The sequence below is a fragment of the Leisingera aquimarina DSM 24565 genome, assembly GCF_000473165.1.
Classification (GTDB): domain Bacteria; phylum Pseudomonadota; class Alphaproteobacteria; order Rhodobacterales; family Rhodobacteraceae; genus Leisingera; species Leisingera aquimarina.
Genome location: NZ_KI421504.1, coordinates 995,395 through 1,017,500 on the forward strand (window position 1 = coordinate 995,395; position 22,106 = coordinate 1,017,500).

Sequence of the window (22,106 nt, forward strand, 5' to 3'; positions counted from 1 at the left end):
GAGAGCCTCTAATGCCCGAACAACTCGTCTTTGCGATGGAAGTGACGCTGAACGGCCTGATGGCAGGCGTTCTGTACGCGCTGGTCGCGCTGGGCTTCGTGCTGATCTACAAGGCCTCCGGCATTTTCAACTATGCCCAGGGCGTGATGGCGCTGTTTGCGGCGATGACGCTGGTGGGGATCATGCAGGGGCAGGTTCCCTTTGCGCATATCATCAACGCGGTCTTTGGCGGCCATATCACCCATTTCGGCTGGAACGTTCCAGGCGTGCTGGCGATTGCCCTGACAGTTGGGGTGATGGTGCTGCTGGCCTGGCTGGTGCAGGTGCTGGTGATGAAGCATCTGGTCGGGCAGGAGCCGATCATCCTGTTCATGGCCACCATTGGCCTGGCCTATTTCCTGGAAGGCGTGGCCGACCTGATGTGGGGATCTGAAATCAAGACGCTGGACGTCGGCTTGCCGCAGGGCATCAACCTGTGGATTGACGAGACCACTTTCAACATCTTCGGCTACGGCTTCTTTATCGACAATCTGGACATCGTGGCGACGGTGATTGCGGCGCTGCTGGTGGCGGGGCTGGTTTGTTTTGCCCAGTACACCAAGCAGGGCCGGGCGATGCGCGCGGTGGCGGATGACCATCAGGCGGCGCTGTCGGTCGGCATCTCGCTGAACTTCATCTGGGTGCTGGTCTGGTCGGTTGCCGGTTTTGTGGCGCTGGTCGCAGGCATCGTCTGGGGCACCAAGTCCGGTGTGCAGTTCTCGCTGTCGCTGATCGCGCTGAAGGCACTGCCGGTGCTGATGCTGGGCGGCTTCACCTCGATCCCCGGCGCCATTGTCGGCGGGCTGATCATCGGTGTGGGCGAGAAACTGTTCGAGTTCGCCATTGGCCCGATGGTCGGCGGCGCCACCGAGAACTGGTTTGCCTATGTGCTGGCGCTGCTGTTCCTGGTGTTCCGTCCGCAGGGGCTGTTCGGGGAGAAGATCATTGAACGGGTCTGACGCTCATATGACCTGCTCCGGGCCTGTTCAGCTTTCCAGCTTGCGGAATGCGGCAATGACAATGGCGGCGAATACCGTGGCGATCAGCGTGAAGGCGATGGTCAGATCGCCGATCAGCTGCCCGGCCAGGAGTGTTAGCAGCCCGGCCCCGAGAAGCCCCATCAGCATCAGCCCCCAAGGGCCGGGTGCGGTCCCGGAGGTTTCCCTGCGTGCCTCCCGGCGCGGCGGCTCGAACTCGAACGGCGGCAGCACTGTTGCGTCTTCTACCGTTGCCAGCAGCCGACCCTTGGCCTCTGCAAATTCGGCAGCGGATATATCACCCTTTTTCCGCGCGGCCTCCAGCCGCCGGATTTCCTCGAAAATCGCGGTCATTGATCCCACTCACTTTACCCAAGAACAGGGTGGCAGAAAGAAATGGGCAAAATGTGGCCAGGCGCGGATTTCTGACAAACTGGTTAATGGCGGGGCGGCGGCATGACCAAGGCGATTGCCGTCATCAACGTGATTGCCTGGGCGGGCTTTTGGGCGTTCGGTTATCTGGCGCTGACCGCGGAAGGGTTCACGGAAACCCAGATCGTCACCGCATCGCTGCTGGCAGCCTCAGGCCTGATCACCGGCATCATTGCATACCTGCGTCTGGTGCGCGGCAGCGAGCGCAGCGGCTATGCCAAACCGTCAAACCGGATGACCCGCGCGCAGCGCGACGCAGCGCAGGCCCAGTGGGGGAAGATCAAATGACTGCCGCCGCTGAAACATCAAAGACAAACACCCGGACCGGGCCCCGTTTGCAACAGAAAGGGAGCATCTGAGACATGTTCTACCGTGAAGCCGGAGATTTCAAAGTCTCCTACGCCGATGACAGCCAGACCTTCCCGATCAAATTCGACCGCGTCCGCTATTACGTAGTGCTGGCGGTGGCGTTCGGCATCATCCCCTTCCTGGTCAATGACTACTGGGCCAATGCGATCCTGTTGCCGTTCCTGATCTATTCAATTGCGGCGATCGGGCTGAACATTCTTGTTGGATACTGCGGGCAGGTGAGCCTTGGCACCGGCGGGTTCATGGCAGTGGGGGCTTATGCTTGCTACAAGCTGATGACGGCCTTTCCCGAGGTCAGCATGTTCATCCACGTGCTGCTGGCAGGCGGCATCACCGCGGTGGTCTGTGTGGCCTTCGGGCTGCCGTCGCTGCGGATCAAAGGCTTCTACCTGGCGGTGGCGACGCTTGCGGCGCAGTTCTTCCTGGTGTGGCTGTTCAACCGCGTGCCCTGGTTCTACAACTATTCAGCGTCGGGCCAGATCAACGCGCCAGAGCGCGATACCTTCGGCATCCTGATCACCGGCCCCAATGCGCCCGCCTGGGCCACCTATCTGTTCTGCCTGATCTTCCTGACGTTCTGCGCGCTGGTGGCCCGCAACCTGACCCGCGGCACTGTGGGCCGCAGCTGGATGGCGATCCGTGACATGGATATTGCGGCTGAAATCATCGGGGTGAACCCGCTGAAGGCGAAACTGACGGCCTTTGCTGTTTCGGGCTTTTTCATCGGGATTTCCGGCGCGCTGTTCTTTGCGGTCTACCTGGGTGCGGTCGAGGTCGGCGAGGCCTTTGGTATCAACAAGTCGTTTCTGGTGCTGTTCATGGTGATCCTGGGCGGTCTGGGCTCGATCTTCGGCTCCTTTGCCGGCGCGGCCTTTCTGGTGCTCTTGCCGGTGGTGCTGAAGGTGGTGGGTGTCGATCTTCTGGGCTGGCCGACTGACATTGTGGCGCATTTCCAGCTAGTGATCGTGGGGGCGCTGATTGTGGTGTTCCTGATCGCCGAGCCGCACGGCATGGCGCAACTGTGGCGCGTCGCCAAGGAAAAACTAAGACTGTGGCCTTTCCCGCACTGAGGCGGGCGGCCTTGAGAGCTGACGGGGAGAAAAGCAAGACCACCCCCGTTTTTGAGAAACAATCGGATAAGACCATAGGGAGGATTTAAGCCGATGAAAAAGACACTGACCACACTGGCGCTGGGCGCCGCGATGGCAGCCGGTCCGGCAATGGCGGACCTGGTGTTCCCGGACCTCAGCTACCGGACAGGGCCTTATGCGGCGGGCGGCATTCCGTTCTCGGACGGCTATAACGACTATTTCACCCTGCTGAATGAACGCGATGGCGGTATCGGCGGCGTGCCGGCCAAGGTGATCGAATGCGAGACCGGCTATAACACCGAAAAAGGTGTGGAATGCTATGAGTCGACCAAGGGCCAGGGCGCGCTGATCTATCAGCCGCTGTCCACCGGTATTACCTATCAGCTGATCCCCAAAGTGACCGCGGACAACATCCCGCTGCACACCATGGGCTATGGCCGCACCTCGGCTGCGAACGGCGAAGTGTTCAGCCACGTGTTCAACTATCCGGCCAACTACTGGAACGGTGCGTCGGGCGTGGTGAACTACCTGCTGGAATCCAACGGCGGCGATATCAGCGGCAAGAAGATTGCGCTGGTCTATCACAACTCGGCCTATGGCAAGGAGCCGATCCGCACCCTGGAGGAGCTGTCCAAGAAGCATGGCTTCGAACTGATCGCCCTGCCGGTGGACCACCCGGGCCAGGAACAGAAGTCGCAATGGCTGCAGATCCGCCGCGAGCGTCCCGACAATGTCGTGATGTGGGGCTGGGGCGTGATGAACCAGGTGGCAATTCAGGAAGCTGCCAACATCCGCTTTCCGATGGAAAACTTCATCGGCGTGTGGTGGTCCGGTGCCGAGCATGACGTGATGCCGGCGGGTGACAAAGCGGATGGCTACAAGGCGGTGACCTTCCACAACGTGGGCCGCGACTTCCCGGTGTTCGACGACATCCAGAAGTATGTCGTGGACGCGGGCAAGGCTGCAGGTGCCGGCGATCAGGTGGGCAACGTTCTGTACAACCGCGGCATGTACGCGGCGATGCTTGCTGCCGAGGCCGCTAAAACCGCGCAAGACATCCACGGCACCGGGGATATCGACGCTGCGATGATGCGCGACGGCATGGAAGCGCTGGTAATCGACGAAGCCAAGATGGCTGCGCTGGGGATGCCGAACTTTGGCCCGACCTTCAATGTTTCCTGCGACAACCACGGCGGCCCTGGCCTGGTGGGTGTGACCCAGTGGGATGCGGAGAGCAAAACCTGGTCGCTGATCTCGGACTTCAAACCGTCCGATACCGAAGTGATCGGCAAGCTGATCGAGGAAGATTCGGCTGCCTACGCGGCTGAAAACAACATCGAGCCCCGCTGCAAATAGGGGCTTTGGCTGGCCCTGCCGTGGCGGGGCCGGGAACAACCGGCGCGGCGGGGAGCCGCCGCGCCGCGCAAACGGGTCCCGGTTCAGATCCGGGACAGGCATGAGGACACGCTTTGATGCTGGATGCAGCGAACACCGCCGCCGACACCGCCGATGTGCAGGCCGAGACCCTGCTGGAGGTCAACAATATCGAGGTGATCTACAATCATGTGATCCTCGTTCTAAAAGGCGTCAGCCTGAATGTGCCTAAGGGCGGCATTACCGCGCTGCTGGGCGGCAACGGGGCCGGCAAGACCACCACGCTGAAGGCAATTTCGAACCTGCTGCACTCGGAACGCGGCGAAGTTACCAAAGGATCGATCAAATACCGCGGTACGCATGTGCATGAGCAGGATCCGGCGGAACTGGTGAAGAAAGGCGTGATCCAGGTGATGGAAGGCCGCCATTGTTTCGAGCATTTGACGGTGGAAGAGAACCTGCTGACCGGCGCCTATACCCGCTCGGACAGCGGCGCAAAGATTCAGGAGGATCTGGAGCGAGTCTATCACTATTTCCCGCGTCTGAAGGAGCGCCGCAAAAGCCAGGCCGGATATACCTCGGGCGGCGAGCAGCAGATGGTGGCAATGGGCCGCGCCCTGATGTCCAAACCAGAAACCATCCTGCTGGATGAGCCTTCAATGGGGCTGGCACCGCAGCTGGTGGAGCAGATTTTCGAGATCGTAAAGTCGATCAACGAGCAGGAGGGCGTGACCTTCCTGCTGGCTGAGCAGAACACCAACGTCGCCCTGCGCTATGCCCATTACGGCTATATCTTGGAATCGGGCCGTGTGGTGATGGACGGCCCCGCGGCTGAGCTGCGGGAGAACCCGGATGTGAAGGAATTCTACCTCGGCATGTCGGATGAAGGGCGCAAGAGTTTTCGCGACGTGCGGTCCTACCGCCGCCGCAAGAGGTGGCTGAGCTGATGCGGGGAGATGAAGTGATGACCTTTTTTGACACGCTTGAGACCCGCAGCGCAGATGAACGCGCCGCAGATCTTGCCAAGGCTTTGCCAGAGCAGATCGCCCGCGCCCAGTCCGCTTCCGGGTATGCAGAACTGCTGGACGGTGTGGATCCGGCGGCGGTGACATCGGCCGAGGCGCTGGCGGCATTGCCGGTGCTGCGCAAGTCGGAGCTGAGCCGCGCCCAGGAGGCCAACCCGCCGTTTGGCGGCTTTACGGTGAAGCCTGCGACCGGCTTTGCCCATGTTTTTCAAAGTCCGGGCCCGATTTATGAGCCGGGCGGGGTGGATGGCGACTGGTGGCGGATGGGGCGATTCCTGAACGCTGCTGGGGTCGGCCAGGGAGATGTTGTCCAGAACTGCTTTGGCTATCACCTGACGCCTGCGGGCATGATCTTTGAAAACGGCGCCCGGGCTGTTGGCGCAGCGGTACTGCCGGCCGGCACCGGCCAGACCGAACTGCAGGTGACCGCGGCGCGTGATGTCGGCGCCACCGCCTATGCCGGAACGCCGGATTACCTGAAGGTGATTCTGGACAAGGCCGATGCGATGGGCGTGGCGCTGGCCTTCACCAAGGCGGCGGTGGGCGGCGGCGCGTTGTTTCCTTCCCTGCGCCAGGAGTATGCTGATCGCGGGATTTCCTGCCTGCAATGCTATGCCACCGCCGATCTGGGCAATATCGCTTATGAAAGCCCGGCGATGGAGGGGATGATCGTCGACGAGCATGTGATCGTCGAGATTGTCACCCCTGGCACCGGCAATCCGGTGGCGCCGGGGGAAGTGGGCGAGGTTGTGGTGACCACTCTGAACCCCGATTACCCGCTGATCCGCTTTGCCACCGGCGATCTGTCGGCGGTGATGCCGGGTGTCTCGCCCTGCGGCCGCACCAACATGCGAATCAAGGGCTGGATGGGCCGGGCCGACCAGACTACCAAGATCAAGGGCATGTTCGTGCGCCCCGAGCAAGTGGCGGCGCTGGTCGAGAAGCATGACGAAATCGTCAAAGCGCGGGTGATTGCCAGCCGCGATGGCGAGATGGACGCGATGACCGTGCAGATTGAGTCTCAGGGCGGCGATGCGGCGGCTTATGCGCGCTCGGTGATCGAGGTGCTGAAGCTCAAGGGCAAGGTTGAAGTTGTGGCACCGGACGCTTTGCCCAAGGACGGGCTGGTGATCGAAGATCAGCGGACCTACGACTGACCCTCCTGTTAATTGGAAGGGAACGGGCGCCGGATGCCGGCGCCCGTTTGTTATTCAAGGAGCCTCTGTGGCCTGCGCCGCGCTTTCCGGCTGGAATTTCTGACTGGAATGGTCGAAATAGGGCAGTGTAAAACTTCTGCAGGACCCGTAACCCCCGCAAATGACTGTTGCCAATGATCTCATAGAGTACGCTCCGCACGGACGACGGCGCGGTGGCAAGACCGGCGGCGGTATCTTTTCTGTGCTGGCCTGGGTGGTGGCGTTGTCCTGCCTGCTGCCAATGGTGGCAGTGGCGCTGGCGGCGGCGTTTGGCGGCACCGGGACCATAAGTCACCTGGCTGAGACCGTTCTGCCCGGTTACTCGCTTACCACACTGGCGCTGGTGGCGATGGTGGCGCTTGGCACTTTTGCCATCGGCACGGGGTCGGCCTGGCTGGTGACGATGACGCGGTTTCCCGGTGCGCGGTTCCTGGAAATAGCGCTGGTGCTGCCGCTGGCGTTTCCGGCCTATGTGCTGGCCTATGCCTATACCCATGTTCTGGATCATCCCGGCATCGTGCAGTCGACTTTGCGCGAAGTGACAGGCTGGGGGCCGCGTGACTACTGGTTTCCAGAGATCCGCTCAACCGGAGGGGCGGCGGCGATGCTGGTGCTGGTGCTTTACCCCTATGTCTATTTGCTGGCGCGGGCGGCCTTCATGCAGCAGAGCGCCGGTGCATTTCTGGCGGCGCGGGCACTTGGGAAGAACGCCTGGCAGGCATTCTGGCTGGTCAGCCTGCCGATGGCACGGCCGGCAATTGCCTCTGGCGTCCTTCTGGCGGTGATGGAGACCATCGCGGACTTCGGCACGGTTTCCTATTTCGGAGTGCAGACCTTTGCCACCGGGATTTACACCAGCTGGTTCTCGCTGGGCGACCGGGGCGGGGCGGCGCAGCTGGCGCTGTGCCTTTTAGGCTTTGCCTTGACGCTTGCAGTGATGGAGCGGGCGACGCGCGGGCGGGCGAAATATCACCACGCAGGCAAGCATCACAACCAGATGCCGCCGGCAAAGCTGGGCGGTATCAAGGCGGCGGTTGCGGTCTTCTTCTGCGCGGTGCCGGTGGTTCTGGGCTTCCTGCTGCCGGTGGCGGTGCTGTTTTCGATGAGCTTTGCCTCCGAACAGAACCTGTTCAGCCGCCGCTACATTGATTTCACCGCCAATTCGATCACCCTGGCGGCGGCTGCAGCGGTACTGACGGTAGCGGCGGCGGTGTGCCTTGGGTTCTACCAGCGGCTGCGGCCCGGGAGGCTGTCTTCCCTTGCCGCCTATTTCGCGCGGCTGGGCTATGCGGTGCCGGGCGGGGTGATTGCGGTGGGGCTTATCGTTCCTTTTGCGGCCTTTGACAATGCGCTGGATGCCTGGATGCGCGAGGCCTTTGGCATTCGTACGGGGCTGCTGGTGACAGGGTCGATCTGGTTGCTGGTCGCGGCTTACGGCGTGCGCTTCATGGCCGCCGCGCTTGGCGCTTATGAGGGCGGGCAGGCGACGATGCATTCCAACATGGATGCGGCGGCGCGGTCGCTGGGGCAAGGACCGATGGGGATGCTGCGCCGGGTGCATCTGCCGATCCTGACGCCCAGCCTGCTGACCGCGCTGCTTATCGTGTTCGTGGATGTGATGAAGGAACTGCCCGCGACGCTGATCATGCGGCCTTTCAATTTCGACACTCTGGCGGTGCAGGCGCACCGGCTGGCGGCGGATGAGCGGCTGGAGGGCGCCGCGGTGCCTTCGCTGGTGATCATGGTGGTGGGGCTGTTGCCGGTAATTCTGATCTGCCGTCAGGTGGGACGGCGGCGCTAGGCGCAAGAATTTTGGAAAATTCTTGCCAAGAAAATTTGAATTTTCTTAGGCCGCCCACCAGGCCTCTATCTCATCGCGGGAAATCCGGTTTGCCGGACCCAAGCCCACCAGCACGGTTTCCTCAGCCTCACAGCGTTTGGCCTCGACATGGCGGCCTACCACATGCAGCTCATAGGCGCCTCCGGTGGTCAGCACAAAGCCTTTCATCCGGTAAAGTCCCGCGGGCCGGGCCGCCAGCTTGTCCCCCAATGCGCGGCGGTCCAGCACATCGCTGCTGCGGTGCTGCCAGGTGGCATAGGCGGGATGTGCGGTAACGGCGCCGCCCTTGGGCAGCGGCATCACGTCGAACAGCAGCTGGGCCACGGGCGACCCATTCAGCACGGTGGGAGTGCGGGCGCCGGCCTTCGTCAGCAGGGCAGAGACCGCTTCGGACATGTCATCGCATTTGGTGACGATCACAAGGTCTGCCGCACGGATCTGCTGCTCTGCCTGCGGTGCAACCAGCGGGTCGCTCAGCAGGGTTTCGGCATTTTCCGCATCCACCAGAGTAACGATACCGCCATAGCTCAGTCCGCTTTCATTCAGCACCGAATTGGCGATGGAGACCGGATCGGAAATGCCGCTGGCCTCGATGACCAGATGATCCGGACGGCCTGGCCGGTTCAGGATGTCGCGCAACGCGAGGGACAGGTCATCGCCCATCGTGCAGCAGGCACAGCCATTGGTGAGAGCAATCGTGCCGCCAGCGGTGTCCTGGATCAGAGCGTCATCAATGTTGATTGCACCAAAATCATTCACGATCACGGTCAGCTTTAATCCGTGATCTTCGGCCAAAAGGCGGTTGATTAACGTGGTTTTGCCAGCGCCCAGATAGCCGCTGATAATCGTTACCGGCAACCGGTTCATACGCTCTGTTCCTCCAGAGCGTGGAAAGCGCTCGACTGCATGATTCCCCCGAAATTCAAGATGCGGGAATCTATAGGCCGGTGGTCGGAACGGGTCTAGCAAAAGCTCAGTCAGCTTCAATCTTTCGTCTGGGGGCCTGCCAGTGTGTTTTTGGGGAACCAATAGTTAAAACAAGCGCGGCTCAAGCCGCGCTTGTTACGTGTTGGCTGCCGGCTGGACTTACTTCCAACCAACGTCGTTGAATATCTTCTGTGCTTCGGGAAGGTTCTTGGCAACGTCCGAAAGGCTCACGTCATCCGGTTTGAAGTGGCCAAGCGCTGCGATTGAGGGCGCCAGACCGACACCGGGAACCGCCGGATATTCGTCATTGCCGGCCGAGAAATACGCTTGGGCGGAATCGCTGGCCAGATATTCCAGGAACCTGATGGCGTTTTCCTTGTTCGGCGCATGCACGGCGACGCCGCCGCCAGACAGATTCATATGTGCACCCTCTGTGTTCTGCGAGGGAAACAGCCAGCCGATCTGATCGCGGTTGTCCGAGATGCCTTTGACGTTTTTGCGGATCGAACGAGCGAAGTAGTAGGTGTTGGCCACCGCGATATCGCATTCGCCTGAGACGATGCCGCGCATCTGGTCGGTGTCGCCGCCCTGTGGGGCGCGGGCCATGTTGGCGACTACGCCCTCAGCCCATTTCTGGGCCTTTTCGGCCCCGTGGTGAGTCACGATCGAGGCCAGAAGGGTCTGGTTGTAAGTGTTCTTGGAAGAGCGGATGCAGACCAGGCCTTTGTAGGCGGGGTCTGCCAGATCCAGATAGGTGAGCGGCGGGTTAGCCACTTCATCCTTGTCATAGAAGACGATCCGTGAGCGCTGGCTGAAGCCGAACCACTGATTGTCCTCATCCTGCAGATAAGCAGGCACGCGGGATTCCAGCACATCGCTGTCGATACTTTGCAGCACACCAGCATCCTTGGCACGCGTAAGGCGCGAGGTGTCGACGGTGATCAGGATGTCGGCAGGGGAATTCTCACCTTCGGCGTTCATTCGGGCGATCAGCTCGTCCGCATTGCCTTCGATGCGGTTGATGGTGATGCCGGTGGCCGCTTCGAAATCCGAATAGAGCTGTTCGTCGGTGTCGTAATGGCGCGACGAATAAATGTTCAGCTCGCCTTCGGCAGCAGCGCAGGTGGCAATGGCAGCGGTCAGGGCGCCGGCCAGTACGGTGGTGGCTTTCAGCATTGGGTGTCCCGTTCTTCTGTGGTTTTTATTCCGACTGAAATAGTCAATTAAAGCAATTGACAGAAGATGCAACGGATTTCCGACTGAAACACTTGGTAAGCTCTCTGCTTGGCCGGGGTTCAACTGAGAGCAGCCGGGCAGGAACAGGGGAGTGGGGCAGATGGCGCGGTGGGCTCCCGCCCGTCGCCGGACTTTTGGCAAAGCCCGTTCCGGTTGGGCGTGGCACCGCGCCATGCGCGGTGCCACGCCCAAGGCCGCGAAGACCCGCCCGGCTTTGCCTGCGGGATCTGCGGGCGCGGGAGCATTTACCTGTGTCTTCTCCGGAAACCGCAGCTGCCAAACGCAAAAAAACCGCATCGGTCGATGCGGTTTTCTGCGTGTCGCTGTGTCGGATCTTAGCCCTGGCGCGCTTTGAACTTGCGCTGGGTCTTGTTGATCACGTAAACGCGACCTTTGCGGCGCACAACCCGGCAATCGCGGTGCCGGTTCTTCAGCGAACGGAGCGAGTTCTTGACCTTCATGGTCTCTCTCCTTGTCTGCGGCGCGAACCAGCGCCTGGGTTAGCGGGTGGCCTGGCCGGAGCCAAAGCCGTGAATGAATGGTGGGCGATACAAGGATCGAACTTGTGACCCCTTCGATGTCAACGAAGTGCTCTACCGCTGAGCTAATCGCCCACTCTAGCCTGCGCGCCGTCCTGCCCCTTGGAAGTGAAAGGGGCGCGGGGTGCCGCGCCGGTGAGGGGGTCTATAAATAGAGTCGCTCAGGGGTGCAAGAGCTTTTGACCGCAGAAATTTCCGCGATATGCTGTTTCTTGCACAAGAAGCACCGGAGCAAGGATGCCTGATACAGCGTTTTCCGTGATTTCACCGCAGAAACTGGCTTCGGCCGTGGTTTTTGCCTCTCCGCACAGCGGCACGGACTATTCCGATTCCTTTCTGGCCCAGTCGATTCTGGGGCGAAAGGAGATCCGCAGCTCGGAGGACGCCTTTGTCGACCGGCTGTTTAGGGCCGCGCCAGAGTTTGGATCGCCGCTGCTGATGGCAGTCAAGCCGCGTGCCTACCTGGATCTGAACCGGTCTCCGGATGAGCTGGATCCGGCGGTGATCGAAGGAGTCCAGCGGCGCGGGCAGAACCCGCGGGTGGCTTCGGGCCTTGGGGTGATTCCCCGGGTGGTGGCCAATAGCCGGGCAATTTACCGCGGCAAACTGCCGGCGACGGAGGCCGAGCAGCGGATCAGGAGCTGCTGGCACCCCTACCACCAGGCGCTGAGGGGGCTTTTGGATCAGGCGCATCAGCATTTCGGCCAAGCGATTCTAGTCGATTGTCATTCGATGCCGCATGAGGCGATCGACACCATGGTTCCGTGCAAGGGCGGCAAGCCCGAGGTGGTGCTGGGTGACCGCTTCGGCGCCGCAGCCGATAGCAGCGTTGTGGACCGGATTGAGGCTGCCTTCGCTGCGGCGGGGCTGAACGTCGCCCGCAACACGCCGTTTGCCGGGGCCTATATCGCCCAGACCTATGGCCGCCCATCACGGCGCCAGCACGCGGTTCAGATCGAAATAGACCGGGCGTTGTATATGGATGAAGCTAAAATCCGCCCCAACGGGAATTTTGAATTGCTGGAGCAGCTGCTGCGCCAGGTAATTGCCGAGATCGCGGCGATTGGACGCGAGGAACTGCCGCTGGCGGCGGAGTAAGAAGAAAACGCCTGCGCGGCTCAGCGCAGCGCGCGGCCTTTCAGAATCGCGCTGTCTCCAAATCGTTTGCGGATGGCATCGGTCGCGCGTTCCGCCTCAGCCCGCTTGCCAGCCTGCGGATCCAGCAGGTCGCCGGTTTCGTCGGCTTGCGATTCGGGCACGAGATCAGATATACCGCAGCCCAGCAGCCGGTAGGGCCCTTGATTGCCCGCCTGGTCCAGCAGGTTGCGTGCGGTGCGGTAAATGCGGTCGGCGATTTGGGTGGGATTGTGCAGTGTCACCCGCCGGGTCAATGCGGAATGATTGGCGCGTTTCAGTTTGAGCGTGACAACCCGGCCTGCAAGCTCCCGCGCCTTGGCGCGATCGGAAACCTGTTCTGCAAGCCGCCACAGATGACCATCCAGAATGTCTATGCTGGCGGTGTCTTCAAAAAACGTGGTTTCCTTGGAAATCGATTTGACGGGGGCATTGGCCGAAACCCGGCGCCGGTCCTGGCCGCGGGCCAGGTGCCAGAGCCGGTCCCCCATGGAGCCGAAGCGGCTGTGCAGGGCCTCGCGGTCCCAACGCAAAAGGTCCGAGAATGTGCGGATGCCCGCCTTTTCCAGGCTTACCTGGGCGGCGGGGCCAATGCCCCAGATCAGCCGTACCGGTTTTTCGCGCAGAAAATCAGCGGTTTCTGCCTTGCCAATCACCGAGAACCCGCGCGGTTTGTCGAGGTCGGAGGCAACCTTGGCCAGGAACTTATTATGTGACAGGCCGATGGAGCCGGTGATGCCCAATTCGTCCTTCATCCGTTTGACCAGGCGGGCCAGCATCGCGGCGGGCGGCGCACCATGCAGTTTTTCGGTGCCGCTGAGGTCCATGAAGGCTTCATCCAGCGACAGCGGCTCCACCTCCGGGGTGAGTTCGTTCATCATCTTGCGGATTTCGCGGCTGACCTCGACGTAGACGCTCATCCGCGGTTTGATGAACACCGCATCGGGGCAAAGTTTCAAGGCTTGAAACGTCGGCATGGCCGAGCGCACTCCGCGGATGCGGGCGACGTAGCAGGCGGTAGAGACCACACCGCGTTTGCCGCCCCCGATAATCACCGGCTTGGCGGCCAATTCTGGATTGTCGCGCTTTTCGACGCTGGCATAGAAGGCATCGCAGTCCATATGGGCGATGGTGAGGGAAAACAGCTCTGCATGCGCCTTGATCCGCGGGCTGCCGCAATGCGGGCAGCGCCGGGCGGGGGCAATCTGGCTCAGGCAATCTCGGCACAGGGCATGCATGGCGGGCAAGGATTCTGCTGGATCAAGGAATGGGCAAGTATAGCTTGCGGCGGAGGTCTTGTCTTTAACGCGGCCCGTGTCCAAGTGACAGATCATGGCACGAGCAGACGAAGATTTTTCAGGCGCAAAGCTGGCTCTTTTTCTGGGGCAGGATTTGCTGGTGATCCAGCGGGACGACAAGCCGGATATCCCATACCCCGGGTTTTGGGACCTGCCGGGCGGTGGACGCGAAGGCCGAGAAAGTCCCGAAGCCTGCGCGCTGCGGGAGACCGAGGAAGAAGCCGGGCTGGTTCTGCAGCCTGATGTGCTGGTCTGGGCCCGCTCCTATCAGCGCCCGCGCGGGCGAGTCTGGTTCTTTGCGGGGCATCTGCCCGCGGCGGTTGCCAGGCAGGTCAAGCTGGGGGACGAGGGGCAGCGCTGGAGATTGATGGCACCGGAAACCTATTGCGCGCACCCGTTGGCGGTGCCGCATTTTGCCGAGCGGCTGCGGGAGTATCTTGTTGTCCGGGCCGCCTGAACCGGGGGGCTGAAAGAAAGATCCCCCGCTAATTAGCGGGGGGAGGTGACGGGTCTCAGGAAGAAAAGCCCGTCTGGGGAGTGTCTCAAATCCTAGAATCGCTCAGTCGGCGGTCGTTCGCAAAGTCCGCGGCAGCGGGCAGAGTTTGCGGAGCTGCGTGGTGTGCTTTTGAAGGCACAGGTCAATTTGGCACAGATTCTGCCGCTATTGGCGGATTTCTCAGTGAAAAGAAGTGCTTGACGTGGCGTCACTATACTTTTGAACTGTAGCCACGGCTGTTGTCTTGTGCTTTGCGAAAAGATTTATTTCTGCCTAATTTTTGGGCAATAAGGCGCCTGGACTGTTTGCAGTGCAGGCAGCCTATGGCTGTTCGGTGTTAATCCTGCACGCCGGCCAGCTCAGCCAGGATGGACACAGCCGCGGCGCGGGGGCTGTCTGCCTTCCAGATTGGGCGGCCGACAACGATATGGTCAGCACCGTCAGCAATAGCGCTCGCAGGTGTCGCGACCCGTTTTTGGTCGCCGAGGTCGGCACCGGCGGGGCGGACGCCGGGGGTGACGATCAGCTTGCCTTCGGCTTCGGGCAGGGCACGGATCAGTGCCGCTTCCTGCGGGCTGGCGATGACCCCGTCGGCGCCGGCGGCAAAGGCATTGCCTGCGCGTTCCAGTACCAGTTCCTGCACCGCCCCCTTTTTGATCAGCGCGCCGTCCAAATCTTGGCGGTCCAGCGAGGTCAGGATGGTGACGGCGAGGATCTTGAGGTCCTTGTCGGAAGCGCCTTCCTTGGCGGCTTGCACCACGTAAGGGTCGCCATGAACGGTGAGGAAGTCGAGGTCGAACTGGGCCAGACCGCGCACCGCATTTTCCACGGTGGCGCCGATGTCGAACAGTTTCATGTCGAGGAAAATACGCTTGCCGTGTTCCTGTTTCAGTTCATTAGCGAGTGCCAGCCCGCCGCTGGTCAGCATGCCGAGGCCGATTTTATAGAAGGAGACCGCATCGCCCAGCTGTTCGGCCAGCTTCAGCCCAGCCAGCGCGTCGGGAACATCCATGGCAACAATCAGGCGGTCGTCGGCGCGCGGGGCTTGGGTCATGGGGCGGTCCTTACTTTTGACGGATTTGACGTGAAACTGGCGTTTCATACGCAAGGGGCTTCGGTTGGGCAAGGTGCAGACGGGGCTCCCGCAACTGAAGCTGCCCCTTGCGGGGCCGATTGCAATTTTGGCGCGGCGCGGTCGAGGCTGTGGCGCCGGGGAAGTTGACGCAGGTCAGGGATTTGCTCATCTTTTCGGTGTCTAATGATCTTGAAGCGGCTGGTTTGCTTCCCACATTGAACCTTGAGGCCCGGACAGGGGCGTGCCGCAGGGCGGGCGCTGCCAAACATCGGGCGCTTGATAAAGGAGAGCAAGATGGACTTGAACAAGTTCACTGAGCGTGCGCGGGGATTCGTGCAGGCGGCGCAGACCATTGCGATGCGCGAGGGGCACCAGCGGCTGGTGCCGGAGCATATTCTGAAAGCACTGATGGATGATGATCAGGGGCTGGCGAGCAACCTGATCTCCCGCGCGGGCGGCGCACCGGCGCGCGTGGTTGAGGCTGTCGAGGCTGCTGTTGCCAAGCAGGCGAAGGTGAGCGGCGATGCGGCGCAGATCTATTTGGACGGCCAGACTGCCAAAGTGCTGGACGAGGCTGCCAAGATTGCCGAGAAGGCAGGCGACAGCTTTGTGCCGGTTGAGCGTCTGCTGATGGCGCTGTGCATGGTGAAGTCCAAGGCGAAGGACGCCTTGGAGGCTGGTGCCGTGTCCGCGCAGAAACTGAATGAGGCGATCAACGATATCCGTAAGGGACGCACAGCTGACTCGGCCACGGCTGAGGAAGGCTATGATGCGCTGAAGAAATACGCCCGCGATCTGACCGAGGCGGCGCGCGAGGGCAAGATCGACCCGATCATTGGCCGCGACGAGGAGATCCGCCGCTCGATGCAGGTTCTGTCACGCCGGACCAAGAACAATCCGGTGCTGATCGGTGAGCCGGGCGTGGGCAAGACCGCGATTGCCGAGGGCATGGCGCTGCGCATTGTGAATGGCGATGTGCCGGAGTCCTTGCGTGACAAGAAGCTGCTGTCGCTGGACATGGGCGCGCTGATTGCCGGTGCAAAGTACCGCGGCGAATTCGAGGAGCGCCTGAAGGCGGTGCTGACCGAAGTGACCGAAGCCGCCGGTGAGATCATTCTGTTCATCGATGAGATGCACACGCTGGTGGGGGCCGGCAAATCCGATGGCGCTATGGATGCCGCCAACCTGATCAAGCCGGCGCTGGCGCGCGGCGAACTGCATTGCGTTGGCGCGACCACGCTGGATGAATACCGCAAGTATGTGGAGAAGGACGCGGCCCTGGCCCGCCGGTTCCAGCCGGTGATGGTGACCGAGCCGACGGTGGAAGACACGGTTTCTATTCTGCGCGGCATCAAGGAAAAATATGAGCTGCACCACGGGGTGCGGATTGCCGATGCGGCGCTGGTCTCGGCGGCGACGCTGTCGAACCGCTATATCACCGACCGCTTCCTGCCGGATAAGGCCATCGACCTGATGGATGAGGCGGCCAGCCGCCTGCGCATGCAGGTGGATTCCAAGCCCGAGGAATTGGATGCGCTGGACCGGCAGATCCTGCAGATGCAGATCGAGGAAGAGGCGCTGAAGCTTGAGGACGACGCAGCTTCCATGGACCGGCTAACGACGCTGCAAAAGGAACTGTCGGACCTGCAGGAGCAGTCTGCCGAGATGACCGCTCAGTGGCAGTCGGAACGGGACAAGCTGGCAGGGGCTCGCGACCTGAAAGAGCAGCTGGACCGTGCCCGCGCCGACCTGGACATAGCCAAGCGGGAGGGCAATCTCGCCAAGGCGGGAGAGCTGTCTTATGGCGTCATTCCGGGGCTGGAAAAGCAGCTGTCCGATGCCGAGAGCCGAGAAGAAAAGGGCCTGATGGTCGAAGAGGCCGTGCGGCCGGAGCAGATCGCGGCTGTTGTTGAGCGCTGGACCGGCATTCCGACCTCCAAAATGCTGGAGGGCGAGCGTGAGAAGCTGCTGCGCATGGAAGATGATCTGCACCGCCGGGTGATCGGCCAGAACGCTGCGGTGACCGCAGTGGCCAATGCTGTACGCCGGGCACGTGCAGGCCTGAACGATGAGAACCGGCCGCTGGGGTCGTTCCTGTTTCTTGGGCCGACCGGCGTGGGTAAGACCGAACTGACCAAGGCGGTTGCCGGCTTCCTGTTCGACGACGAGCACGCGATGGTCCGCGTCGACATGTCGGAGTTCATGGAGAAACACTCGGTCGCCCGGCTGATCGGCGCGCCTCCGGGCTATGTCGGCTATGATGAGGGGGGGGTGCTGACCGAGGCCGTGCGCCGCCGCCCCTATCAGGTGGTACTGTTCGATGAGGTCGAAAAGGCGCATCCGGATGTGTTCAACGTGCTTCTGCAGGTCTTGGACGACGGCATGCTGACCGACGGGCAGGGCCGTACCGTGGATTTCAAGCAGACGCTGATCATCCTGACCTCGAACCTGGGCGCTCAGGCGCTTAGCCAACTGCCCGAGGGCGCGGATGCCTCAGATGCGCGGCGCGACGTGATGGATGCGGTCAAGGCGCATTTCCGACCCGAGTTCCTGAACCGGCTGGATGAGACCATTATCTTTGACCGGCTGGCGCGGGCGGATATGGACGGTATTGTTGAGATCCAGCTGGCGCGGCTGCTGAAACGGCTGGCGGGGCGCAAGATCGGGCTGGAGCTGGACGCGGCGGCCAAGACCTGGCTGGCGGATGAGGGTTATGACCCGGTGTTCGGCGCCCGCCCCCTGAAGCGGGTGATCCAGCGCGCCCTGCAAAACCCGCTCGCCGAGGCCCTGCTGGCCGGCGAGATCAAGGACGGCGACACCGTTCCGGTCTCGGCTGGCAGCGAGGGGTTGATCATCGGCGACCGGCTGGGGACGTCAGACCGGCCAAAGCCCGACGATGCGGTGGTGCATTAAGGAGAAGTAACAAAGAAGGCCCGCCAGCGATGGTGGGCCTTTGTCATGAATGGGGAGCCTTACAGCTCCAGTCGGCGTGCGCCCGTTCGGGCGCGTTCACCCGCCAGGATCAGGCAAAAGTCCTCACCTTCCAGTACCAGTTGGCTGATTGAAGACGGATTGCGGCGCATGCCCAAGAGGTAGTCAGGCGTACCGGACTTGCGGAGCCTTACGGTATGGAAACGCATCTCCGTGGATGCCGTCGCAGCAGTTGCCGGCGAAAACCAAGCCGCCGCGGCGGCAGCGGCTGTGCAGCTAAGGGCGGTGCGGCGCGAAATGCCATTGGAACAGTCCGCCATCAGATCACCAGCCTCTTGTAGTAACGCACCTCGGGCGGTGCGGTCATGAAGGCGGCCAGGCGGGCGAGGACACCGTTTTCGGAAATGGCCTGGATATACGCGGCGTGGTGCTGTTTTGAGAGCCATTCTTCAACAATCAGCAGGCCGCGGGTTTCGTCATCATAATAGAGTGTGACCGACAGGGCGCCGTCAAAGCCGCGCACAGCCGGAAGGCGCTCCGCAAGGAAGGGTTCCAATTCTGCGAACTGCCCTTCCAGTACTTCCATTTCAAGCGTTACCCAGATGCTCATCGGGATCTCCTTTTTTTCGATGAGCAATTCATGGCTGGAATGTGTGCGCTTCGCTAACGTAACCCGATCAATAGTATTGCAATCCGATCAGAAACCTTGGTTAGGTTTCTGCAAATGCAAACACGGGTGAGCATTACCAGCCCGTTCCGGCAACCTGATGGAGCCGCCGCGTGACACACGCCCGAAGCAAGCTGATCGTTATTCCCGACGCATTGAAAGCCTTTTCCTCTACGCGCGAAATTCTGTCGAGCCGGCACGGGCGGCTGATGCACAAGGTACTGCACGCGGATTTGAGAGAGCTGGAGTTTGTCTCCAGCGAGACTTGCATCTGCTATTTGCTGAAAGGCCGGGAACGGTTTTTCGATGCGGATGGCACCTGCACCGAAGTGCAGGCGGGTGAGCTGATTATCATTCCCCCGAATGTCCGGCTTCAGTCGGACTTCCGCTGTCAGGATGGGCCGCTTGAGGCGGTGATGATTTTCCTGGCACCCGCGCTGGTCTGCGATGCACTTGCACGTTTGGGAGGCGGGCAGGTTGGGGAGCCTGCGGGCCTGGAAATCGTGCCTGCGAGCCAGAGGCTGGCCGCGTTTATGAGCGGTGTTGCCGCGGTCTACGGCGACCTGCAGGTGGACGCGGATCTTGTTCGTTTGAAACTGATTGAGCTGATTATGCTGCTTGCGGTGTTGCATGACCGCAGCAAGCTGGCGAACACGCTTGCAGGCAGTCTCAGCACGCAGCATCATCGCTCAGTCGCCTATGTGGCCAAGGCGTTTCAGGATCATGACTTGCACACTGCCGACCTTGCAGCATTGTCCGGCCGCTCTGTTCCGACATTCAACCGGGAGTTCCGGCGTATCTTCGGTGCGTCGCCAGCGCAATGGCGCAAGCAACGCAGGCTGGGTCAGGCCAAGGGGTTGCTGGAAAACACCAGGGAGGCGGTCACCGGCATCGGGCTGGCCGTCGGGTATGACAGCACGTCCCATTTTATCAGCGAATTTAAGAAGCAGTTCGGAATGACTCCGGGGCAGTTCCGGGCGGCTATTGCCGCAGCAGGCCCGTAGTCCCAGAGAGACAGCCTCACTGTGCTGCCGCGTCCTTGGCCACCCGCCGCTCATATTTGCGGCGCAGGACTTTCAGGCGGGGTTCCCAATTGTAACGTCCGTCCTCGGTTGTTGCGGACCAGAACAGCTTGCCGCCATAGCGCCAGGGGTCGAGAACGATGCCTTCATAGATCCCATCGCCCTTGGCGGCGATCACCGCGGTGCTGTGGTCGATGCGGAAATCGTTCTTTGGCTCGGCTATGGCGCGCAGCATTGTGAGCGTCTGGAAGTTCTCCTGGCTAAGCCGCGCCTGCATGTCCTCGGCATAATGCACGCAAAGGCCGCGGTCTTTGATCCCGGTGTTCACCATCGTGTTGTGCAGGATCGGCGAGGTGGTGACATTGTACTGCTCGGCCAGCCTGGCGGAGTAGCTGTAGGCGATCTCGGCCGCGCGGCGGGCCTCAACCGGGTCTACTTTCGGATCCAGGGTTTGCAGCGCCAGCGAGAGTTCTTGGACATCGTTCTTGGTCGCCGCGGGGCCGGTAGCGCAGCCAGCCAGCGTGGCGGCTGCCAGCATCATCAGGTAAGCAAAAAGGGATTTCATCATGGTCTGCCCGTGCCGGAATTTCAGTTTCCGGCCAGCATAGTGAAAACGCGCAGGCAGTGCAGCGGGGAATTTTGCAGCCAGGGGATACTCTGGAGCTTACTTCTCGATCGCCTCCTGCACGATACCGTCCAGCAGATCGTGGATCAGCTGCATCTCGCCCTCGGGGAAGGCGCGGAAGCCGATGGTGACGTCTTCTGCGTCAGGGGTCTGAGCGACGAATATGTCATAAGGGCAGAAGGTGATGTTCATGGGATTGGCCTCCATCACTTGGCGAGACAGTTTGGCGGAGCAGAAAGAGAAGACCTGCGCATGTTCAAACAGCACTATATCCGAGCCGACATCGGCGCGGGTGCGTTCCAGCATGTCGCCCACATGGCTGATGTGGTCGATCCGCAAGCCCCGGTTGGTGATGGCGCTCTCAAGCCCGAAGGTTACGTCATCAAAGGGCAGGGGAGTGGTGTAGCTCACCATGTCCTGCGCCGCAGCCGTGCCAGTGCTGAGGGCAAGGGCGGCTGCAATTACATACATCTTCATCGGGCATCTCCTTGGTGACTGCTGACCCGCGCCCGCTGCCCTGCAGGGCCGTGCGCTAAAACATTGCATTTTTTGCATGAGATGGGGGCAACCGCCACCGGAAAGTTTCCGCATAGCCGGTTCAGGCGCCGCGCCGCTGAAAGCCCCTTTGTGTTAACGCTGAATGAAGAAGACTGTGCAACGTTACAGTTCTCTCGCGCAGTCGTTACTGGATATGTTTTGGGTTTTGCGCACGGGACCGTTACCTGAAAGGGAGCAGCAAACTCAGGAGACGCAGATGGCGCGCCGCTGGACCAATGATTTGACCCTTGCAGATGCAACCCCGGAGGCTGCGTTCTGGAACCGCCGCCAGATCATGGCGGGGCTGGCAGGCAGCGGGCTGGCCGCGGCGCTGGGCGGTCAGGCGTATGCGGAAGAGGCGTTGGAGCCCAATACTTGGGAAGAGGTGACCAACTACTGCAACTTCTATGAATTCGGCACCGGCAAAGGCGACCCGCCCAAATACGCGGACCTGATGACCACCAAGCCCTGGAGCGTCAAGGTTGACGGTTTGGTCGACAAGCCGGGAGATTATTCCTTTGAGCAGATCTTAGGTGAAATGACACTGGAGGAGCGTATCTACCGGTTCCGCTGTGTCGAGGCCTGGTCCATGGTGGTGCCCTGGCAGGGGTTCGAGCTGGCGGATCTGTTGGATATGGCGGGTGTTCAGAAGGGCGCCAAATACGTCGCCTTCGAGACGCTGTACCGGCCGTCTGAAATGCCAGGCACTGCCTATAAGGTGCTGGACTGGCCTTACCGCGAAGGCCTGCGCCTGGATGAGGCGATGAACCCGCTGACGATGATGGCAACAGGTATCTTCGGTAAACCGCTGCCCAACCAGAACGGCGCACCGCTGCGGCTGGTGGTTCCATGGAAGTACGGTTTCAAGTCGATCAAGTCCGTCGTGCGCATCACCCTGACGGATCAGGAACCCCCGACCAGCTGGAATATGGCCAATGGCCGGGAATACGGCTTCTATAGTAATGTGAATCCCGATGTCTCGCATCCGCGCTGGAGCCAGGCCAGCGAACGCCGCATTGGCGGCGGGCTGTTCGCTAAACGCCAGCCGACGCTGATGTTCAATGGCTACGGGAAAGAGGTGGCCGCCCTGTATGATGGGATGGACCTTGCCAAGCACTTCTGACCGGAGCCGCCTGATGGACACGGCAAACCAGCTTCTCCGCCACTTTCCAGTCTGGGCAGTTTATCTGCTCGGGACACTGCCTGCGTTCTGGCTCTTTTACCTCGGCCTCACTGGCGGCCTGGGGGTGGAGCCGATCAAGGCGCTGGAGTATGA

Annotated in this window: 22 protein-coding genes and 1 tRNA gene (1 of these 23 running past the window's edge); 13 read left to right on the forward strand and 10 right to left on the reverse strand. The window is 61.3% G+C overall.

What is annotated here, in order from left to right; translation table 11 throughout:
* Positions 1–11 precede the first annotated feature (11 nt).
* Positions 12–998: a branched-chain amino acid ABC transporter permease gene (locus AQUI_RS0108835; protein ID WP_027257202.1), complete on the forward strand. Its 987-nt coding sequence runs from the start codon at positions 12–14 to the stop codon at positions 996–998.
* Positions 999–1,025: 27 nt separating this feature from the next.
* Here AQUI_RS0108835 and AQUI_RS0108840 read toward each other — a convergent pair whose 3' ends face one another.
* Complete coding sequence (locus tag AQUI_RS0108840) at positions 1,026–1,370, reverse strand: hypothetical protein (protein ID WP_027257203.1); 345 nt, start codon at positions 1,368–1,370, stop codon at positions 1,026–1,028.
* A 102-nt stretch (positions 1,371–1,472) separates the two neighbouring features.
* Here AQUI_RS0108840 and AQUI_RS0108845 point away from each other — a divergent pair, with 102 nt between their 5' ends.
* The 6 genes from AQUI_RS0108845 (at position 1,473) to AQUI_RS0108870 (ending at position 8,304) form a co-directional block, all read left to right on the forward strand.
* Positions 1,473–1,736 carry a hypothetical protein gene (locus AQUI_RS0108845; RefSeq protein ID WP_027257204.1) on the forward strand — a complete coding sequence of 88 codons (264 nt, stop codon included), beginning with the start codon at positions 1,473–1,475 and terminating at the stop codon, positions 1,734–1,736.
* A 74-nt stretch (positions 1,737–1,810) separates the two neighbouring features.
* Entirely contained in the window at positions 1,811–2,887 is a 1,077-nt protein-coding gene (locus tag AQUI_RS0108850; RefSeq protein ID WP_027257205.1) for a branched-chain amino acid ABC transporter permease, read from the forward strand.
* A 93-nt stretch (positions 2,888–2,980) separates the two neighbouring features.
* Positions 2,981–4,264 (forward strand): ABC transporter substrate-binding protein, encoded by a 1,284-nt coding sequence (locus AQUI_RS0108855; protein ID WP_027257206.1) that lies wholly within the window; start codon positions 2,981–2,983, stop codon positions 4,262–4,264.
* 116 nt (positions 4,265–4,380) lie between these two features.
* On the forward strand, positions 4,381–5,229 hold the full coding sequence (locus AQUI_RS0108860; RefSeq protein WP_027257207.1) for an ABC transporter ATP-binding protein: 849 nt from the start codon (positions 4,381–4,383) through the stop codon (positions 5,227–5,229).
* A 17-nt stretch (positions 5,230–5,246) separates the two neighbouring features.
* Positions 5,247–6,464, forward strand: coding sequence for a phenylacetate--CoA ligase family protein (locus tag AQUI_RS0108865; RefSeq protein WP_027257208.1), 1,218 nt, complete (start codon positions 5,247–5,249; stop codon positions 6,462–6,464).
* A 160-nt stretch (positions 6,465–6,624) separates the two neighbouring features.
* The gene (locus tag AQUI_RS0108870) at positions 6,625–8,304 is read left to right on the forward strand and encodes an ABC transporter permease (RefSeq protein WP_027257209.1); all 1,680 of its coding nucleotides are present in this window, start codon (positions 6,625–6,627) and stop codon (positions 8,302–8,304) included.
* Positions 8,305–8,349: 45 nt separating this feature from the next.
* On the opposite strand, the gene AQUI_RS0108875 is transcribed toward AQUI_RS0108870, so the two are convergent.
* From AQUI_RS0108875 to AQUI_RS0108890, 4 genes are all read right to left on the reverse strand, one after another.
* Positions 8,350–9,210 carry a CobW family GTP-binding protein gene (locus AQUI_RS0108875; protein WP_027257210.1) on the reverse strand — a complete coding sequence of 287 codons (861 nt, stop codon included), beginning with the start codon at positions 9,208–9,210 and terminating at the stop codon, positions 8,350–8,352.
* A 219-nt stretch (positions 9,211–9,429) separates the two neighbouring features.
* On the reverse strand, positions 9,430–10,446 hold the full coding sequence (locus AQUI_RS0108880; protein ID WP_027257211.1) for a Fe(3+) ABC transporter substrate-binding protein: 1,017 nt from the start codon (positions 10,444–10,446) through the stop codon (positions 9,430–9,432).
* 395 nt (positions 10,447–10,841) lie between these two features.
* Complete coding sequence (gene ykgO, locus AQUI_RS0108885) at positions 10,842–10,967, reverse strand: type B 50S ribosomal protein L36 (RefSeq protein WP_005648635.1); 126 nt, start codon at positions 10,965–10,967, stop codon at positions 10,842–10,844.
* A 78-nt stretch (positions 10,968–11,045) separates the two neighbouring features.
* Positions 11,046–11,120: transfer RNA gene (locus AQUI_RS0108890), tRNA-Val, on the reverse strand.
* Between the two features lie 162 nt (positions 11,121–11,282).
* On the opposite strand from AQUI_RS0108890, the gene AQUI_RS0108895 reads away from it, so the two are divergent.
* On the forward strand, positions 11,283–12,143 hold the full coding sequence (locus AQUI_RS0108895; RefSeq protein ID WP_027257212.1) for an N-formylglutamate amidohydrolase: 861 nt from the start codon (positions 11,283–11,285) through the stop codon (positions 12,141–12,143).
* Positions 12,144–12,163: 20 nt separating this feature from the next.
* Here the strand turns inward: AQUI_RS0108895 and AQUI_RS0108900 are convergent, their stop codons facing one another.
* Entirely contained in the window at positions 12,164–13,417 is a 1,254-nt protein-coding gene (locus tag AQUI_RS0108900) for a DNA polymerase IV (RefSeq protein ID WP_027257213.1), read from the reverse strand.
* A 94-nt stretch (positions 13,418–13,511) separates the two neighbouring features.
* On the opposite strand from AQUI_RS0108900, the gene AQUI_RS0108905 reads away from it, so the two are divergent.
* Entirely contained in the window at positions 13,512–13,934 is a 423-nt protein-coding gene (locus AQUI_RS0108905; RefSeq protein ID WP_027257214.1) for an NUDIX hydrolase, read from the forward strand.
* 376 nt (positions 13,935–14,310) lie between these two features.
* Here AQUI_RS0108905 and pyrF read toward each other — a convergent pair whose 3' ends face one another.
* The gene (gene pyrF, locus AQUI_RS0108910) at positions 14,311–15,027 is read right to left on the reverse strand and encodes an orotidine-5'-phosphate decarboxylase (protein WP_027257215.1); all 717 of its coding nucleotides are present in this window, start codon (positions 15,025–15,027) and stop codon (positions 14,311–14,313) included.
* Positions 15,028–15,342: 315 nt separating this feature from the next.
* On the opposite strand from pyrF, the gene clpB reads away from it, so the two are divergent.
* Entirely contained in the window at positions 15,343–17,961 is a 2,619-nt protein-coding gene (gene clpB, locus AQUI_RS0108915) for an ATP-dependent chaperone ClpB (RefSeq protein ID WP_027257216.1), read from the forward strand.
* Positions 17,962–18,298: 337 nt separating this feature from the next.
* On the opposite strand, the gene AQUI_RS0108925 is transcribed toward clpB, so the two are convergent.
* The gene (locus tag AQUI_RS0108925; RefSeq protein WP_027257217.1) at positions 18,299–18,589 is read right to left on the reverse strand and encodes an antibiotic biosynthesis monooxygenase; all 291 of its coding nucleotides are present in this window, start codon (positions 18,587–18,589) and stop codon (positions 18,299–18,301) included.
* A gap of 170 nt (positions 18,590–18,759) precedes the next feature.
* Here AQUI_RS0108925 and AQUI_RS0108930 point away from each other — a divergent pair, with 170 nt between their 5' ends.
* Positions 18,760–19,650: an AraC family transcriptional regulator gene (locus AQUI_RS0108930; protein WP_156916797.1), complete on the forward strand. Its 891-nt coding sequence runs from the start codon at positions 18,760–18,762 to the stop codon at positions 19,648–19,650.
* A gap of 16 nt (positions 19,651–19,666) precedes the next feature.
* Here AQUI_RS0108930 and AQUI_RS0108935 read toward each other — a convergent pair whose 3' ends face one another.
* Positions 19,667–20,233, reverse strand: coding sequence for a hypothetical protein (locus AQUI_RS0108935; protein ID WP_035920265.1), 567 nt, complete (start codon positions 20,231–20,233; stop codon positions 19,667–19,669).
* A 99-nt stretch (positions 20,234–20,332) separates the two neighbouring features.
* Positions 20,333–20,770, reverse strand: a complete 438-nt coding sequence (locus AQUI_RS0108940; protein ID WP_027257220.1) for a DUF302 domain-containing protein — start codon at positions 20,768–20,770, stop codon at positions 20,333–20,335.
* 277 nt (positions 20,771–21,047) lie between these two features.
* Between AQUI_RS0108940 and msrP the strand changes: the two genes are divergently transcribed.
* Together msrP and msrQ are read left to right on the forward strand one after the other, a co-directional pair.
* Positions 21,048–21,953 carry a protein-methionine-sulfoxide reductase catalytic subunit MsrP gene (gene msrP, locus AQUI_RS0108945; RefSeq protein WP_027257221.1) on the forward strand — a complete coding sequence of 302 codons (906 nt, stop codon included), beginning with the start codon at positions 21,048–21,050 and terminating at the stop codon, positions 21,951–21,953.
* Between the two features lie 13 nt (positions 21,954–21,966).
* Positions 21,967–22,106: the beginning of a protein-methionine-sulfoxide reductase heme-binding subunit MsrQ gene (gene msrQ / locus AQUI_RS0108950; RefSeq protein WP_027257222.1), read on the forward strand. The gene runs 484 nt beyond the window's last position; 140 of the gene's 624 nt are visible here — the first part of the coding sequence; the start codon lies at positions 21,967–21,969; its stop codon lies beyond the right edge, outside the window.